This window comes from Ectobacillus sp. OTK (genome assembly GCF_059698935.1).
In genome coordinates this window covers 1,122,235-1,139,378 of sequence record NZ_AP048547.1, presented here as the reverse complement: position 1 = coordinate 1,139,378, position 17,144 = coordinate 1,122,235, and the positions used below count along the sequence as shown (strand labels likewise).

The 17,144-nt window shown below is 38.9% G+C and carries 15 protein-coding genes and 1 pseudogene; 1 reads left to right on the top strand and 15 read right to left on the bottom strand.

Annotated elements, in window-relative coordinates; all coding sequences use genetic code 11:
- Nucleotides 1–125: 125 nt before the first annotated feature.
- The 14 genes and pseudogenes from AC6HZ4_RS05655 to AC6HZ4_RS05590 form a co-directional block, all read right to left on the bottom strand.
- Nucleotides 126–272, bottom strand: a complete 147-nt coding sequence (locus tag AC6HZ4_RS05655) for a hypothetical protein (protein ID WP_497494005.1) — start codon at nt 270–272, stop codon at nt 126–128.
- A gap of 585 nt (nt 273–857) precedes the next feature.
- Complete coding sequence (locus tag AC6HZ4_RS05650; RefSeq protein ID WP_497494004.1) at nt 858–2,033, bottom strand: acetyl-CoA C-acetyltransferase; 1,176 nt, start codon at nt 2,031–2,033, stop codon at nt 858–860.
- 74 nt (nt 2,034–2,107) lie between these two features.
- Nucleotides 2,108–2,533, bottom strand: a complete 426-nt coding sequence (locus AC6HZ4_RS05645; protein WP_497495610.1) for an acyl-CoA thioesterase — start codon at nt 2,531–2,533, stop codon at nt 2,108–2,110.
- 225 nt (nt 2,534–2,758) lie between these two features.
- Nucleotides 2,759–4,324, bottom strand: a complete 1,566-nt coding sequence (locus AC6HZ4_RS05640; protein ID WP_497494003.1) for a class I adenylate-forming enzyme family protein — start codon at nt 4,322–4,324, stop codon at nt 2,759–2,761.
- A gap of 102 nt (nt 4,325–4,426) precedes the next feature.
- Nucleotides 4,427–5,206, bottom strand: coding sequence for an enoyl-CoA hydratase/isomerase family protein (locus AC6HZ4_RS05635; RefSeq protein WP_497494002.1), 780 nt, complete (start codon nt 5,204–5,206; stop codon nt 4,427–4,429).
- Between the two features lie 17 nt (nt 5,207–5,223).
- The gene (locus AC6HZ4_RS05630) at nt 5,224–6,078 is read right to left on the bottom strand and encodes a 3-hydroxyacyl-CoA dehydrogenase family protein (RefSeq protein ID WP_497494001.1); all 855 of its coding nucleotides are present in this window, start codon (nt 6,076–6,078) and stop codon (nt 5,224–5,226) included.
- 125 nt (nt 6,079–6,203) lie between these two features.
- Nucleotides 6,204–8,402 carry a helix-turn-helix domain-containing protein gene (locus AC6HZ4_RS05625; RefSeq protein ID WP_497494000.1) on the bottom strand — a complete coding sequence of 733 codons (2,199 nt, stop codon included), beginning with the start codon at nt 8,400–8,402 and terminating at the stop codon, nt 6,204–6,206.
- An 82-nt stretch (nt 8,403–8,484) separates the two neighbouring features.
- Nucleotides 8,485–9,849, bottom strand: a complete 1,365-nt coding sequence (locus tag AC6HZ4_RS05620; protein WP_497493999.1) for an MFS transporter — start codon at nt 9,847–9,849, stop codon at nt 8,485–8,487.
- 733 nt (nt 9,850–10,582) lie between these two features.
- Nucleotides 10,583–12,475 carry a putative bifunctional diguanylate cyclase/phosphodiesterase gene (locus tag AC6HZ4_RS05615; RefSeq protein WP_497493998.1) on the bottom strand — a complete coding sequence of 631 codons (1,893 nt, stop codon included), beginning with the start codon at nt 12,473–12,475 and terminating at the stop codon, nt 10,583–10,585.
- A gap of 290 nt (nt 12,476–12,765) precedes the next feature.
- A complete protein-coding gene (locus tag AC6HZ4_RS05610) occupies nt 12,766–13,041 on the bottom strand; it encodes a hypothetical protein (protein ID WP_497493997.1) in 276 nt (91 codons plus the stop codon).
- A gap of 258 nt (nt 13,042–13,299) precedes the next feature.
- Nucleotides 13,300–13,881 (bottom strand): competence protein ComK, encoded by a 582-nt coding sequence (locus tag AC6HZ4_RS05605; protein ID WP_497493996.1) that lies wholly within the window; start codon nt 13,879–13,881, stop codon nt 13,300–13,302.
- Nucleotides 13,882–14,337: 456 nt separating this feature from the next.
- Nucleotides 14,338–14,571, bottom strand: coding sequence for a hemolysin XhlA family protein (locus tag AC6HZ4_RS05600; protein WP_497493995.1), 234 nt, complete (start codon nt 14,569–14,571; stop codon nt 14,338–14,340).
- 94 nt (nt 14,572–14,665) lie between these two features.
- A pseudogene (locus AC6HZ4_RS05595) lies at nt 14,666–14,909 on the bottom strand (hemolysin XhlA family protein).
- Between the two features lie 220 nt (nt 14,910–15,129).
- The gene (locus tag AC6HZ4_RS05590) at nt 15,130–15,495 is read right to left on the bottom strand and encodes a hypothetical protein (RefSeq protein ID WP_497493994.1); all 366 of its coding nucleotides are present in this window, start codon (nt 15,493–15,495) and stop codon (nt 15,130–15,132) included.
- Between the two features lie 192 nt (nt 15,496–15,687).
- On the opposite strand from AC6HZ4_RS05590, the gene AC6HZ4_RS05585 reads away from it, so the two are divergent.
- Nucleotides 15,688–15,897 (top strand): KTSC domain-containing protein, encoded by a 210-nt coding sequence (locus AC6HZ4_RS05585; protein ID WP_497493993.1) that lies wholly within the window; start codon nt 15,688–15,690, stop codon nt 15,895–15,897.
- A 715-nt stretch (nt 15,898–16,612) separates the two neighbouring features.
- Here AC6HZ4_RS05585 and AC6HZ4_RS05580 read toward each other — a convergent pair.
- Nucleotides 16,613–16,795 carry a hypothetical protein gene (locus tag AC6HZ4_RS05580; RefSeq protein WP_497493992.1) on the bottom strand — a complete coding sequence of 61 codons (183 nt, stop codon included), beginning with the start codon at nt 16,793–16,795 and terminating at the stop codon, nt 16,613–16,615.
- Nucleotides 16,796–17,144 lie beyond the last annotated feature (349 nt).

Below are 17,144 nucleotides of genomic sequence, written 5' to 3'. Positions count from 1 at the left end.
AAGTGTAAAGCAAACTCTTTTTACAGTTTTAAGGGCAAAATGAAAAACCATCTGTTCCCTTAAATTTAAGATAAACAGATGGTTTCACCCTTCGATGACCTCAACATCACTATTCATTTTCCACCTCAATTGAATGAATTAAAATCCCCTACCATCATTTTTACTTGCTCAACCGTTAAGCTGTGGATAAACTCGATAAAATCGATTCCATCAATTCCAAATCTCTGACATTGCTCTGCGTATTTTTTATAAGCTTCTGTATACATTTCCATTTTTACATTCTCCTCTCATCGTATACGTTCACGCTTTAAATTTTTTATTTTACGGTATTTAGCAGTTTGTTAATAACAATTGTACTATAACAGATTTTACAAGTCAATATTTGTTATATAATAAAATGATTAATTTTATAATTGCCCTTTTTTTCTCTAGCTATACTAACAAAATTTTAATCAAAGCTCTTTAAAAATATTAAGCGGCTAGGGTTGTTTCTTACATTTGATGCTTAGCCTTCTATGAAATTCAGACCAGGACCCGTCGCTCGCTCCCATCAGATTCCACATTATCATGGATACCCTAACCGCTATGCCTTCGGGATCGGAATTTTCGTGTTCGTGCTGAACGAGCCAAAAAACCGATGCTTGTGTAAGCATCGGCCTGAGCATTCGTTTTTTCTATTCATTCAAATATATTATATCAATACAAACTATCTCCATAGAAAAAAGCTTTATTATAGTAGATAATGAGGTTTCTTTTACAAATTTACTATAACAGGGGCATATCACTATTCAAATCTAAGGAGCTTCGATATTCATTTCATGACATAAATTCCCATTTATCACCTGTTTTTTTGCCCTCTATAGTGCCTCCCAAATCGCTGCAATTCCCTGCCCGCCGCCAATGCAGACAGCTGAAGCGCCATATTTTTTATTGCGTCTTCTTAATTCGTAAACAAGAGCCAGCGAAATTCTCGTTCCACTCGCTGCAAGCGGATGTCCTACAGCAATTGCTCCTCCGTTTACATTCCCGATTTCTGGATCGAATCCTAATTCTCTTTGACATGCCAGATACTGTGCTGAGAATGCTTCGTTAATTTCAATCAAATCTAAATCTCCTAGCTTTAAATCCGCTTTTTTCAAGGCTCCCTGAATCGCTGGAACTGGTCCGATCCCCATGTATTTTGGCTCTACTCCGACAACATCCCAGGAAACGAGACGTGCAAGCGGATTCAGACCTTTTTCAGCCGCATAGTCACTTGATGCAATTACTACTGCAGCGGCACCATCAACCATTCCACTCGCATTTCCTGGGGTTACAACACCGCCTTCAACAAAACGAGCTTTTAATTTTTTAAGCTGCTCCATACTCGTTTGACGAACATGTTCGTCTTTCTCGACGACTTTATCCCCTTTTCTTCCCTGAACCGTTACTGGAACAATTTCTTCCTTTAAATATCCCTTTTCCACTGCAGCAAGTGTTCGCTGATGGCTAGATAAGGCGTGCTGATCGATTTCTTCACGCGAGATACGATATTTTGCCGCTAAGTTTTCAGCAGTTTCCCCCATCGTGCAGTTGCCATATGTATCGTAAAGACCGTCCCATACCCAATCCTCCACGACAGGTGCACCGAGCGGGCTTCCCCATCTCATTCCGCGAATGACGTGTGGCACCTGGCTCATGCTTTCTGTCCCGCCGGCTAAGGTCACCCTTGCTTCGCCAGTAAGGATGTAGCGCGCTGCGGTTAAAATGGCTTCAATACCCGTTCCGCATAGACGATTAATGGTTAATGCAGGAACAGAAATAGGTGTCCCAGCTTTTAAACCAACGTGTCTTGCCAACAAATGTGCATCTCTACTGGACTGCTGGACATTTCCAAACACCACTTGATCAATTTCATCCGGCGTAATGTTCGCTTTTCGTATCGCTTCTTTCGATGCGATCGCTCCTAGGTCCGTTGCGGTAATATCCCGAAATGACCCTGAAATTTCTGCAAATGGCGTTCGTGCCCCTTCTAATAGTACAATATCCGTCATGTCATTCACCTCTTCTGCATAATGGTGTTCTCATGCATGAAACCGTATATAAGGAGGCTTCTTTTCAGCCGCTATTACCGTCTGGATTTCATCTCCTCTTTGTTGTCCGGCATCATTTTAGCTCGAATATAATCTGGAATGGGATGTGCCTTTGCTTTTTCTTTAAAGGACGTCCAAGCACGCAACCCGTATCCTCTCGCCACAACTTCTTCTCCTCTTACAAATGTGTGCTCAATTTTGAATACTTTATTTTTTATTTCTTCGACAGTGCTGTATACGACCACATGATCCTCAAAAAATAGCGGACTTTTAAACTGGCAGTTCGCTTCAAGAATCGGCACACCGATTTGCTGTTCTGCATACAGCTTCGAAGAAGGGAACCCGATTGCGGCTAAATATTCATGTGTCGCTTCATCCATCCATCTATAAAAATTGGGGTGAAATACGATACCTGCTGCATCTGTATCGCCCCATCTTACTTGAAATTTATATTCAGCGATCATTTTTCCCAGCTCCTTTTCAATTGTTTGTTTAATCTGCCAACAGTTATTGACTAAGAAAGGATTTTTTATTTTACAGCTCTGCAGCATACCATTGAGCATTTCCAATCGCAGTGGTTCCATAACGAACGGCTGCTAATCGAACACAAACTGTCTACACAAAGTACTTTAATTATCTTGTTAGGTAGCCTTCTTTATCTAGAATGCTTGAAGATAATCTTCCTTTTAGTACTGAGATACAGAATCACCGATATTTGCTGTAATTAAGTCCCGCAGTTTCAATTTCTGAATCTTGCCGCTTGGTGTGACTGGAAATTCAGTCGTAAAAAGCACTTTCCCTGGTACCTTGTAGGCAGCAATGTGCTCCCTTAAATAACACTGAGCCTCTTCTTCCTTCCATTCCTGTCCGCTTTTCAATTGAATCACAGCACAGACGATTTCCCCGAGTACTGGGTCAGGCAGCCCGACAACAGCGGCTTCTGCCACAGCAGGATGCCTCGTCAACACCGTTTCAATTTCCTGTGGATAGATATTGTAGCCACCGCGGATGATTAGCTCTTTTTGACGACCAACAAAATACAAATAGCCTTCCTCATCTATTTTGCCGAGGTCGCCGGTGTAAAACCAGCCCTCCTCATCCATTACTTTCGCTGTCTGCTCCGGCATTTTATAGTAGCCTTTCATGTTCCCGAAGCTCTTGACTGCAATTTCCCCACTTTGTCCTGCTGGAAGCTCTTTGCGGTGTTCATCAACAATTTTCAGTTCAACACCCGGGATCGGTTTGCCAAGTGTACGTGTTATTTTTTCTTCATTATCATCGTACGGTGTCATTGTAACGGATGCTGCCTCGCTAAAGCCATACGACTGGCACAGATTTATCCCCATCTTATCCCGCACTTCTTTCACTTTATTTGGCGAAATCGGGGCTGCCCCAACAATTCCTGCACGCAACGTGGAAAGATCATACTTCTCGAAGCCTTCAACTTCCAGCTCCTTTAAAAACATCGTTGGGACGCCTTGCTGGATTGTTACTTTTTCCTGCTCTATCATCTCAAGCATTTCACGAGGATGATATTTTTCTTTTAGCACCATCCGTGAGCCCGCAGATACACCGCAAAATAAATTACAGGCCATACCAAAAACATGAAACAGCGGCGGTGCAATCAGAAAGACATCTTTATCTGTGCAGTAAAGGGTACTGGCCATCGTGTTAGCGGACTGGACAATGCTGCGGTGTGTAACCATTACACCTTTAGGTACGCCGGTTGTACCTGACGTATATAAAATACAAAATAAATCGTCATCTACATCGATTATTGCTTCGCTTATACAAGAAACATCCGTTTTTATCCATTCATCAAATGATAAAAAGAAATCATTTTGAAAGCGAACAGAGATAATATTTGGAACAATTAAAAGCGCTTCTTTGATTGATATATTCTGGACGAACTTTTCTGTTACAAATAGCATTTTCGGTTCCGCGTTTCTCAAAATATAATTAATTTCATGCGACTTGTAGTTCGGGTTAAATGGTACGGTGATCGCTCCGATTTTGGCAGCAGCAAAAAACAAAATGACCGTTTCATTCCAATTGGGCAGTGCAACAGCTAGCCTATCTCCTTTTTGAATCCCATTAGAAGTCAACACAGCGGCTACCTGGTCAACCCCCCTCTTCAGTTGATCATAGGATATACGTGTATTCGAATCATATAATGCTTCATTTTCTCCCCACACTGATGCGGCACGTTTCAGTAACCCATACACTGTTAAGCGATTTTGATCTGGCGTCATTTCTCTCTCCCCCATCATTCGATTCCGTACTCCGTTTTTCCACCCCTATCGAAAAGAAGTATCCTGAGATCTTCGTCTGGATACCTCTCTTCTTTCTTTGCTTTATCGGCCCGTATAAACCGGCTTCCGTTTTTCCACAAATGCGTTTAATCCTTCTTGACGGTCTTCTGTAGAGAAGGCATTTCCGAAGCACGTGTTCTCAATTGTTAAACCGGATTCTAAATCTGTGTTGCTGCCAGCATTGACAGATGTTTTCACCATTTGGAGAGCAACCGGCGGCTTTTGGGCAAGTTTCTGCGCCCATTCCTTTGCTGCCTCTACCACTTCGCCCGCTGGAACAACCTTATTCACAATGTGCAAATCAAGCGCTCGCTTCGCGTCAAACATCTCACCGAAGTAGAGCAGCTCTTTCACTATCCCCTGACCAACGATTCGTTGAAGCCGCTGTGTACCGCCACCACCTGGAATGATACCAAGACCTACTTCAGGAAACGCAAATTTTGCTCTTTCAGAACTGATACGAAGATCACAGGCAAGGGCAAGCTCTAGCCCTCCCCCCAGTGCCAAACCGTTCAAGGCCGCAATCACCGGTTTTGTTACATTTTCAATTTGTGTAAACACATTTCTAGATACTTTATTCATCTTATTAACCCCGACCAGATCAAGCCCAGCCATTTCATTGATATCCGCACCGGCGACAAATGCTTTTTCACCGCTTCCTGTTAGAACAATTACCCGAACTTCATCATTCTCCTCCAGTTCAGCAAATAAATGGGACAGCTCTTTAAACACCTGCGTATTCAATGGATTCACCGGTGGACGGTTAATCGTTACTACTGCTACCTTCTCCTCAATATCACACAATAAAAATTTGTAATCCATCTCCTCATCCCCCATTCTCATTCGTAATCGTAAAAACCAGCGCCTGCTTTTTTCCCGTGTCTACCTGCTTTGACTAGTTGTTTCAATAACAGCGGTGCCGCGAAACGCGCATCATTAAACTGCTCCTTAAAATATTCCATTACGTAATAACCGATATCAACACCTGCATAATCCTGTAACTCAAACGGACCCATCGGATAATTTAAACCGAGCTTTACCGCCTTATCAATATCTCGGGCGGAAGCCACTCCTTCTTCTAAAAGACGAATTGCCTCAACGAACTGCGGCACCATAATCCGATTTACAATGAAGCCTGGCGTATCCTTTTTCACTTCTACTGGTTCCTTGCCCAGCCTCCTAGAGAATGCTTGCAGTTCTTCCACTGTTTCATCACTTGTATTGTATCCGCGTACAACTTCCACCAGCTTCATTAACTGGGCTGGATTAAAAAAGTGCATTCCTGCCACCCGATCCGGACGCTCTGTCGAGGCAGCAATTTCCGTAATTGACATAGAGGATGTATTAGTTGCTAGAATTGTATGCGCTGGAACGATTTTATCTAGCATTGAAAATATTTCTTTTTTCAAATCAAGATCCTCAATCACTGCTTCAATGACAATATCCGCCTCTCTCATATCTTCAAGATTAGTCGTTGTACGAATACGGTCGAGCGTTTCCTGTTTCTGTTCCTCCGTCATTTTTCCTCTCGCAACACTCTTATTCATGAATGTATCGATCCGCTTTAAAGCGCTTTCTAAAAAGCGATCTTCAATATCTCTTAAAATAACGGTAAATCCATTCATTGCAACAAGATTTGCAATACCAGATCCCATTGCACCGGCTCCTACCACTCCAACTGTTTGAATCGCCATATTACCATCTCCTTTTGTTACGAAAGAATAGTTTCTATATGTTTATTATAGAAAGCGATTTCATCAAGGTACACCTACACAATGTAGGAAAAACGATTTGATTTTTCATCAAAATGACGACAAAGTTATCGATTAATTGAGCTCCCATACATATCAAATAATTTCAAGGCCATCATTAAATTAAATCGCACCTCAGCATTATTTAAATCAGCCTCCAAAAGCTGTTCTGCTCTTTCAAGTCGGTATAATAGAGAGCTTCTATGAATGTATAGCTCTTCCGCTGTATTTTTCACATTCCCATTATTCTGGAGAAAGACGTGAAGTGTATTTAGTAGATCAATATTTTTTCCTTCTGAATATTTAAGCAGCGGACCAAGTTGATGGTTGATAAATAAATCAATTGATTGAGAATGACCAAGGTGGTGTAAAATTGTATAGGAACCAAGTTCTTCAAACAATGCAAATCCCTTATTTTTGAAGCGGTTTTGTAGCACATGGAGCGCCTGCACAGACTGTTGATAACTCATGTAATAATCCTGAATCGATTCTGTTTTCCCTCCAATCCCAAGTTTAACCTGGCACTTTACAGAAACTTTTTCGGTACACTTCTTAATAAAGCTATAAAAATTCTCCCAAAATTCCTTTGTCTTATCTCGTTCGTAATCTATCGGCACGATTAAGACATATGTATCCTGAAACGAAGCAGATAAAATCGATTTATCCTTTTCCGTAATCCTTGATTTTATGTAATCCCAAAGAACTGCTTTTTTTGCCTGCTGCTCAAGAAGGTTACAGCCATGCAGCTCCCTTTCCGACAGTATCATTGATAGCACGACGAGCCGGTGATGGCGAAACGGATTCCATTGAAATAAATTCGCATATTGGAGAACACTTTCTTCATTTTCTACCCTTTCAACAAGCAGTTTACTAATAAAGCTGTCTTTCATTTGCTCCTTTGCATCAAGAACAAGCTTTTGCTTAATAAATTGAATGGAGCAAATATTACGTGCCAACTCAATCGTTAGCTGGTCAAATTCATCCATTTCACGACCTGATGCATGGATGGCAAGATAGCCAAGCAGATGGTCTCCTCCGCTAACCGGCCATACATAAAAACATTTTCCATCCTCCTCCAATACAGTGAAGACGTTTATTTTCTGTCTATACTTAGAAAGCACAGCTGCTGCTTCCTCAAGCTTTTCTATTATTTCTTCCTGATGTATTTTATAAGAAATCGGCCGTATGAACCGGTCAAATAAGATAACTGAATCTTTGAATAAATCACTAAGCATAGCTGTGATACTATCAAAATCATTATGCCGAACCGTCTCTTTTACTAATGCCTGCTGGTAATCTAGCAAAAAGTGAAGACGTTGCTTATGCTCTTTTTCATTATTATATAGTCTCGCATTTTCAAGCATTGTTGCAATATGCTCGCTAAGCAGACCGAGCATTCGTAAGTCGTCTTCTGTAAATTGTCTATCTTTTTTATTTTCTACATGCAAAACACCAATCGGTTTTAAATCAATGACAATTGGGATCGTTAATTGCTTTCCTCCTGATATCTCCAAAAAAGGAAAGTATTCTCTCAATACATAGTTCTCTTCAATCATTATTGTATGCGGTTGTTCCATCTCCCCGTATGAAGGCAGCTGAAGGACAAAATTATTTTCCTTTTCATTATAAAGATAAATACAAGCAAAATCGGCATTCGTTCCTTTAGCCGCTCGTAAAGTTAACTCCATAATATTCTCTTCAAGTGATGAATCAAGAGAGAGATTTTTACTGATCCATTCAATTCCTTCGATTTTTTTTAATTGTGTTTCCTTTTGGCGGACCATTGCTATTGATACGGCAATATCTTTTCCAAACTCTTCAAAGCTTGTTTCCATATCAAACAGTGGAACATAGCTTAAAAAGCCAATGATACAAAAGCCAAAATAATGAGTTTCATCTTTAATTGGCACAGTAAACCACGTTTTAACGCTCACTTTCTGTAGAACGTAGGAAAGGCGACATACATTTGGGCTATCTGCTTTTTCATATGTCAAACTCTGATGCAGAATTTTTGGTGAACATTCTTTTAATAGCAGTGGAAATAATGTATCTACTACAGCAACATCTCCACTCCATGCCTTTGGAATGAGTTGTCCATCTTCATGCAAAATAACGCCAACAAAATCACAATAGAGCCTGGAACGGAATGAGTCGGTTAAATATTGAAGCGCTTCCTCTTCTGTGTCTATTTTAATTAACTGTCTTGACGTAATTCTCAAGTGATTTTCCACTTTTTTCATTAATTTTTCTCTTTGACCATCAGCCATCAGCTCTCACACCCCTTCTTGTTCTATTATACTTGGATCAAAGGTGAAACCCGAAAAGAAACTCTTTTCGGGTTTTTGTTTATTATTCAGCTGCAATAGTACGAGACTCAGCATTTTCTAGCTTCGTTTCTTCCTGCTGATTATAGCTCGCATATTTTTCTTGAACAAAGAACATAGCAAGCCCTCCAAGCAAAGCTGCTGTTCCGATTACACTAAAGTTAAACTGCGGCTGTAAATTCATAGTCAATAAGATTCCTACAAATGTTGGTGCGATAATCCCTCCGATACGGCCGAAAGCCATTGTACTCCCCAATGCTGTTGAACGCATTTGTGTCGGATAATATTGCGACACAAATGCTTGAGACAGATTTTGAACGCCAACTGAAGCTGCTCCGATGATGAAAATAAGAGCAAAGACAACTATGGTATTTTTCGCAAATCCAATTAACGATAAAGCAAGGGCACCAGCAAGAAACAAGGGGACAATCACTTTTTTAAATCCAATTCTATCTACAAGGCGACCAAAAACTATGGTTCCGATAATTGCACCTAGCTGCATAACAGCCGTAAACATCAAACTTGAGCTTAAATCATATCCTGCCTTCATCAGCAATCGAGGCAGCCATGTATTCATCGAATAAATTAATACAAAGGCACTGAAGCAGGCAATCCAGAACATGAGCGTACTAAACGCCCGCTTGTTCCCAAATAGTTGAACTACCGGAGACCCAACAACTTCTGTTACATCTGATTTTTGCAGTTCGAAATTATCTATTGATGTTAAAGAAGGATCGATTTTCTTCAGTACTTTTTTTGCTTCTTCAATCTCTCCTTTTTTAAGAAGAAATCCCAATGATTCTGGAACACTTTTCATGATAAATGGAATTGTGAATAGTGGAATGGCCGCTATCCAAAATATCGGCTCCCAACCAGCTGTTGGCAACAGTGATCGGCTTGTTAATGCTGCTGTAATTGCTCCGATTGAATAGCCTGTAAACACAAAAGATATAAGCGCAGAACGTACTCTTTTTGGAGCATACTCGGTTGTTAATGCAGTTACGTTCGGCATAACTCCACCAAGACCAAGTCCAGCAATGAAGCGGAGGGCAATAAACATTGTTGGACCATTCGCAAAACCAGCTAAAAACGTAAAGAGACTGAACAGAACAGTTGAAAGAATAATGACTTTCTTCCGGCCAATTTTATCCGCTAGTATTCCAAATGAAACTGCTCCAATCGCTGTACCGATTACTGTGTAGCTACCGATTGCCCCGGCCATCACATCAGAAATTCCCCACTCTCGAATAAGTGACGGAACCGCAGATCCATAAATGACCACATCATACCCATCAAAAAGGATGATAAAAAAGAGCCACATAACGAGGAGAACATGAAAGGAATGAATACGACTCTCATTAATAGTATTCATTGGATTAACGGTTTTCATAGTTTATAGCCTCCCTAATTAAAGTTTTAAAACAGAAAACGCTTTCAATAAACACTACAATCCTTCTGTCTCTATCTAAATGTTCTTAGCCTCATTATAATAGCTCGATATTCTTTATATTAGGGACTTTATGTAGGAAAACAAAAACGAGTTTTCCTTTATTATGTTGGTTTTCTCGTGAATGACCCCTCCTTACCCTTGGCCTCCTTACCCTTGGGCTTCGCCCTTCACGGGATTGAAGAAGGGGAATTCTTTCGGAAGTCTGTTAAAACACTCGCCATATCTAGTTAATCTGAGACTCTTTCTTCGTGATATTATACTCGGCACTAAATTAAATAGTCATCTTCATGCCTCCTAGAATTTATTTATTTTCTATCAACTTAAGCAGCAAACGGAAGTTATGACTTTAAGCAAATGATCCCAGAAGTAATGCCACAGCTACTGACGTATTAGGAAGCTATAAACTAACAGAGACCTTATTGGTCTTTTAGATGCTCAAATATTAAAAAGAATACATAGAGAATATAAACAGTATCTATACTGTCTAAGAAAGTAAGATCTAAGCTCCTGTTGTAACCTTCATACCAAGAACAAAGTAAAATAATTGTAAAAGAAGCGATTTTACAATTATTTTACTTTTACTGTTACTAAATTTATAAAGAATACCTAGATACACTAAAAAACCAATGCTTCTGTAAGCATCGGTTGAAGAATTTTGTATCTTTTGGTTTCATTATTCCATAGTTCTTGTAATATGTTTTTCTAAAAATTCTTCAGCTTGATTTGCTGGTAACGGTCGACTAAAGTAATAGCCTTGCGCCCCATCACACTGTTGCAGGCGAAGGAATTCCAGCTGCTCCTTTGTTTCCACTCCCTCTGCAATAACAAGCTTGTCTAAGGTATGCGCTACCTGAATAATAGCTTTCACAACATCCTTACTGTGCTCATATTTATTGAAATCCTGGACAAACGATTTATCTATTTTCACAAGATCCACAGGCAATTTAACCAGATGGCTAAGTGAGGAAAATCCTGTTCCGAAGTCATCTAAAGCCAAACAAACCCCAAGCAATTTTAATGTATTTAATATTTCTATAGATTCTTCAATATTAAATAGGGCTAAGGTCTCTGTTATTTCAAGTTCTAAGTATTTTGGCTCCAGATTTGTTCCTTTTAATACTGAACTAACAGTACTGATGAAATGCTTATCTCTTAGTTGACGGGCTGATATATTTACACATATCCCAACAGATGGGTACCCAGCATCTTGCCAAGCCTTATTCTGTTTACAGGCTTCCTGCAGGATCCAATTCCCGATAGGAATAATTAAATCTGTTTCTTCTGCTATGGGGATAAATTCAGCTGGTGAAATGATTCCCAGCTCTGGGTCATTCCAACGGATTAAAGCTTCGAATCCCATAATATCACTCGTATGTATCCCAATTTTAGGTTGGTAAAACACTTGAAGCTCTTGGTTCTGCAGGGCTTTTCTTAACTTTGTTTCTAGCTGTCCTTTCCTAATATTGTTTTCATCCATCTGGGGCGAATAAAATTGATAATTGTTTTTCCCTTTGCTTTTAGCATCGTACATAGCCATATCAGCATTTTTAATTAAGCATTCCACATTAAGCCCATCTTGAGGATACAAACTGACTCCGATGCTTGGGGTAATATACACTTCATTGCCAGACAAATTAAAGGGATAGGATAAGATTCTAAGTATTCTATCTGCTATCAGTTTCGTCTCCTCTTTGGATATACCATGATCTAATAAAATAATGAATTCGTCTCCCCCTTGACGTGCGACTATATCTGTCTTACGAACACAATTCACAAGTCTCACTGCTACTTGTTTCAGTAAAAGATCACCTGCACTATGTCCCCATGTATCATTAACCACCTTAAACCGATCTAAATCGATAAATAAGATGGCTATGATTAGATTATTTTTTTGAGCATTACATATCAACCCTTGAAAAGAATCCCACAAAAAATTTCTATTTGGCAGTCCTGTTAATTCGTCATGATAAGCCATATACTTTATTGCTTCTTCAGATCTTTGTTGCTCTGTAATATCAATGACTATCCCGTTAACCTTTACAATCCTTCCAGAGGGATCTGCTATAGGAGTTACGCTATTTTGGAGCCACCTAATTTGGTCATCAGGTTGAATAATACGATATTTGTACCTTTTCGTTGCATGCAATCCACCCTTGATTTGGTTAATTACTTTATTGATTATTTCTCTATCATCTGGGTGAATATTTTCTTGCCAAATACTTAGAATCTTATCTAAATCATCCCCAAAATGACCATATATATTTTGAAAACTTTCTGACAGTGTTACAGTTTTTGTTTTTAAGTCAATAGACCAAAGCGCAGCATCTACATTGTTAAAGATATGCCGCAGATCCTCCTTCTTTTTCTTGAGCTCTTCACTGAAAAACTTCGCGCGATCATATTGTGTACCTGCAAACCATAAAAAAGACAATCCTATCAGCGCACCTATACTATCCGCTAAAAGTAATGCAAATTTAGAATGGCCTTCACGTGCATGAAAAGCAATAAAAAATAAGGTAAAAATTATGACAAAAACCATTGATATGATTCTTCCTGTATACTTCACCTGTGTTCCTCCTGAAACAAAACTCCTTCAATTAGAGAGAATAAATCCAGCCTGCATTTTATATATAAGCAATATTAAAAGTATTCCCTAATCTGGAAGAAAAAAGACATTGTGATATAACAGGTGATTTTGTGTAGTAGCATACTGATCATAGCTCTTTTAATGGACGTAAATCACACCAAAGCATATAATATTTCCCGTGAAAAACCACGTTATGCCCATTTGTCACGATCAACGATGGCACAAAGAAAGAGCGCCATTCTCCTGGCGCTCTTTTTATCTTCTCAAATTCACTTTTGGACTGCCAGCATACTCTGCCGAAATGCTGCTCGATTGCTCCAAATAAAATCTACAACCTCTTTTTCACTTAAGAAAGTTTCTTCCTCGTCACAGTACTGAGCTCCTTTACCATGTACACTCCATTGCCCTTCCTTCAGCATCAGCGTCCATAGTCCTTGCCTTTTCCGATCTTCAAACACAATATAATGCTTTCGCAGTACTTCATCAAATGAAGCAAACTGAGCGAATTTAGAAAGCACAGCCGCGATATCTTTTTTCGTCTTCATCTCCCGTCAGCTCCCTTAAATAAATTTTGCAAGTTGGGCAAGCAACTTCATCCATAAAGAAATCATTTAGACAATGATAGAGCAGATTCCTGCTTGCTGCATACTTCACAATTCATTGCTAATAACCCCGTTCTTCGCTCTCTGGCTTGACGGAGTGGCTTTGTTCGTTTATCGCACGCAGACAAGACGATTTTTTTATATGCAAAAGAGCTGCCCGCACGTCAGTTTATACCGACCTGCAGGGCAGCCCCGAGGAAATTAATTTTCCCATTTTGCCTTATAAGGGTAAAGCGGCTCAGAAGCAAGCTGAGGTATATCCTGTTTACTCACCGTACGAGACACTTGCACAAGCTTACGATTTTTTCGGCCTTCCGACTCAGACCGAAGATGCGCAGTTCGATACAGCAATGTCTCAAAGCTTGTCTTTGAAATGCCTGCTTCAAAACTTTGAGCGTTTGTGAATGTAATAAGAACATTGTTGTGAGGAATTGCTTTCATACCAGCAACATGAAAATGGGAAATCCAAGCACATTCTTTGCGGGTGTAGGAAAATGTAGAGAAAAAATAAAGGCTTTCTGTGGTGCTGATCGCAATGGGTGGTTTATGGGTAATTCCTGTTAATTCCCTCGTTCCTTCTTTGCGGCCTTCGAAGCTCGAGCCGTAAAATTTGCAGCTGTTCTCAATAACCTCTTGTGGTTTTAGAAGCGCAATAATGCTATCCTCTTCCTCCAAAATACCGGATACAATGCGATTATCCTCCGTCGGCACAGGTACAATTGCCATCGTTTTTCGATTTACGACGTAATCATACACATTTCGTGATGCTTTAAAATAATTCATACAAATTCTCCACCTTTCTACATTAAGAGTCAGGAAAAATATCCATATGGAGAATTATATCACCCTTTTATAAAAAAATGGAGGATTTTTTCTTTTTTGTTTTTAAAAATAAAATTCATTTTTCATTTAGGGAAAGTGGAAACCAACTACTTTTTTAAAGCCTCGATAGCTAACATAAAAAAGATAATGTTATAAAAATCAAATACAGGTATAGAAAATGATTTCATACAACCTGGTTTGTTCTATTTTCTTCGTAAAAAATAAAAAGCTAAAGACGATAGCATAATAGGAATACTACTTATTATAAGATCTAATGTATTCTTCCAGTTGCTCAAGCGCTTTGCAATATTCTCTTTTTTTAAGTATCATAGCAATTTTCCTTATTTATTTAGTAACTCATACAACAAAAACGAACCAACAGATCATATAAGCTTGTCCTACAGAGATAGAATAAGCTTATATACCTTCGCGAAATAAAAACTCTAATATAGCCGCAATAAGGGCACCTATGACAAAACGGAGAATCCACGTGGTATTACTTTTGATTCCTTGGAGATCTTCCTTAATCTCATTGATGTCTCTTTCATCAAGAAGTATTTTTGTTTCTAAAGAGCGAACATCCTGAGATAGTTTCCTTTGTTCTTCCTTAATCTGTTTCATCTCTTCTTTGGCACATTCCCTTTCCTCCATCTCCTCCCCTCCTAACACTATCAGCTTGTCTTATTATTAATATGTAAGGGAAGCCTTACAGATGATAAGGGATGTCCTGGGATTTCCAATACTTTTATATGATCCCTTTCATAAGTAGCCCAAGTAAGCCAGCTACTATAGCACCAATGATAATACGCAAAATCCATGTTGTATTGGCGTTGATTTTCTCCAGCTGCTTGTTCATATTTGCGATATCCTTCTCGTTTCCGATAGTTCTCATTTCTAGGCTGCGGATATCTCGCTGCATATCTTTTTGCTCCTACTTTATAGTTTTGGAGCTCTTGTTTCAACTCTTTGATTTCTTCTACTTTCTCAATCCCTTTCTCAAAAGAAAAAAAGAGCTATGCAGCTCCCTTAAAAAAGTATTTATGCACTAAAAAAGAGCGACATAAATCGCCCTCTGAATCAATATGAAAAGGTGTTGCAGTCTTTGGTTGTTCCTATTCAATTAAAGCCCCCGATAGCGGAATAAACTATAAGTAAATATATGTTTCATCAACAAAATACCACCCTCGATGTGACAGCATTTAAAGTAAATCATCCTTGGATTTGATTTTGCCTTTTCTTCTTAATCACCATTGTGGTGACGACGATTGAACTGATTAAAAGTAAAAGAGTCCCAAGATTATAAAGAATATTTGAATAGATATAACGTCCAACCCCGTCTTCTACAATCCTTGGAATATGATCAGCTAACATATGATTGCCTTCTAAGAGGAAGAAAAAAAACAACAATCCTGCTTTAATCCAACCATTCATCCATCGCCACAAAGCTAAGATAAGAACGTAAGGGATTAAAGTAATAATGGCAAAGGGATCAAATCCATCAAGAATGATGTTATCAATATTATGACTTGTGATCAAAAAGATTGAAAGTAGAAACAATTTTAATTCGAGACTCATAGAAAACCTCCCTTCCATATAACTTAAATTTATGCTTTTAATTTGCCGTATATATCCAATGAAAAAATGCTTTTTCCATCGCTACTGCCATATAGCCTCGCCCCTTTCCGCCTTCTTAAATTCGACAAAATAGAAGGAATTTCCTTTTATCTATCGAAATATAACGATTACAATTCAGAGGAGGGGATACCTATGATTATGAATCGTGTAAATTCATCTAAATTGGTCGCTGTAGGTTATGATACATCAGCGATGATTTTACGTGTTGAATTAAAAAACGCTACCTACGATTATTACAATGTGCCTGAGCATATCTATAAAGGACTTATGAGTGCTCCTTCTCATGGGCGTTATCATTCAGCATATATCAAGGATGCATATCGCCACCAAAGAGTTCGCTAATCAACAAAAGGAAAACATACCCTTATTTAACCGCCTGAACGGATGGCAGGCGATAAATAGGGAATAAATATGCTGTATTCGTTTTTGATAAACTTATCTGGCAGAGAAAAGTTCATATTGTTACAGCTACATTTGATATAGAACAATTACATATTCAGGATGCAGCAAGGTGGCTTAAAAATACTACCGGGGATACAAATTACCGTTGGACTCCAATAGTTAATGGATTAATAGATGGTAAACCGTATCATTGCAAACTTAATCATACAACCTATTATTATAAGACAACAGAAGAATCGCCAATACATGATAGAAATACGAAAAAACCGTAAAAACAATCGTGGTATGAAACAAGGTAAGGACACTGCTCAACAGGTAGAAAAATAGAACAATCGCCCTGCAAAGAGCGATATTTTTTCTGCAAAAACACTGTAAGATAATCTCACAATAAATTGGTTGAGAAGTTAAACTAGCCCTATAATGAAACTATCCCAACTCAAAGTGCTTCTCTTTTTACCACTCAGCATTGCTGTTGAGTGATCTGTTTTGTTGCAAACGCCAAAAAACAAAAAGCCGCCTCCAATAAGGAAGCGGTTTTTTGTTTTACATAAAAAGAAAACGCCCTAGCTGACAGCTAGAGCACTCTTCTTCAAACGATTGGAGACCGCCAATATTTGAAGATTTGATCTGTTTTAATTATATCACCATCTCCATTTTACCGCAGCATTGCCTTATGTGCTTCTTGGATGTATTTATCCCGACTACGAAGCATTTCATCAAATTCTAAGCATGTCCGAAAATTTTGTGTGAACGAGGAAAGTTGAGCCTTCATTTCAATCATAGGCTGCGTTAGGTTCTCTAGTTGTACTTCAAGCTTTGCTAATTGTTCATAGTTCACCTCTCCCTCCCCTCTCGCAAACGAAAAAGAGAGCTATGCAGCACTCTTCAAAACACTAATATGAAAATTACTCTACACGGCCTTTCCTAGACGCTTCAGACTCCCGCCCTGCTTCTTGTAATAGTACCTTCCGTCTTCCTGATCCTTAAAAACAGATATACCCATCCACTCTAGAGGTGTCCAAACCCGTTTCAAGTACATGGTTGGCACTTTCATCACCACCTAATTGAAAAGTTTTAATAAATATATAAAGCTATTGTATGAGACTAAAATGAAAATACTATGAAATTTTTATCATATATTCCTGTATATCCATTCTTTGTTTAAGGCTGCCTTCGCAGATATTGTT

Coding starts and splice junctions, on each gene's coding strand:
- AC6HZ4_RS05655 (WP_497494005.1), bottom strand. CDS start 272: ATGGAAATGTATACAGAAGCTTATAAAAAATACGCAGAGCAATGTCAG.
- AC6HZ4_RS05650 (WP_497494004.1), bottom strand. CDS start 2,033: ATGACGGATATTGTACTATTAGAAGGGGCACGAACGCCATTTGCAGAA.
- AC6HZ4_RS05640 (WP_497494003.1), bottom strand. CDS start 4,324: ATGACGCCAGATCAAAATCGCTTAACAGTGTATGGGTTACTGAAACGT.
- AC6HZ4_RS05635 (WP_497494002.1), bottom strand. CDS start 5,206: ATGGATTACAAATTTTTATTGTGTGATATTGAGGAGAAGGTAGCAGTA.
- AC6HZ4_RS05630 (WP_497494001.1), bottom strand. CDS start 6,078: ATGGCGATTCAAACAGTTGGAGTGGTAGGAGCCGGTGCAATGGGATCT.
- AC6HZ4_RS05625 (WP_497494000.1), bottom strand. CDS start 8,402: ATGGCTGATGGTCAAAGAGAAAAATTAATGAAAAAAGTGGAAAATCAC.
- AC6HZ4_RS05620 (WP_497493999.1), bottom strand. CDS start 9,849: ATGAAAACCGTTAATCCAATGAATACTATTAATGAGAGTCGTATTCAT.
- AC6HZ4_RS05610 (WP_497493997.1), bottom strand. CDS start 13,041: ATGAAGACGAAAAAAGATATCGCGGCTGTGCTTTCTAAATTCGCTCAG.
- AC6HZ4_RS05605 (WP_497493996.1), bottom strand. CDS start 13,881: ATGAATTATTTTAAAGCATCACGAAATGTGTATGATTACGTCGTAAAT.
- AC6HZ4_RS05600 (WP_497493995.1), bottom strand. CDS start 14,571: ATGGAGGAAAGGGAATGTGCCAAAGAAGAGATGAAACAGATTAAGGAA.
- AC6HZ4_RS05590 (WP_497493994.1), bottom strand. CDS start 15,495: ATGAGTCTCGAATTAAAATTGTTTCTACTTTCAATCTTTTTGATCACA.
- AC6HZ4_RS05585 (WP_497493993.1), top strand. CDS start 15,688: ATGATTATGAATCGTGTAAATTCATCTAAATTGGTCGCTGTAGGTTAT.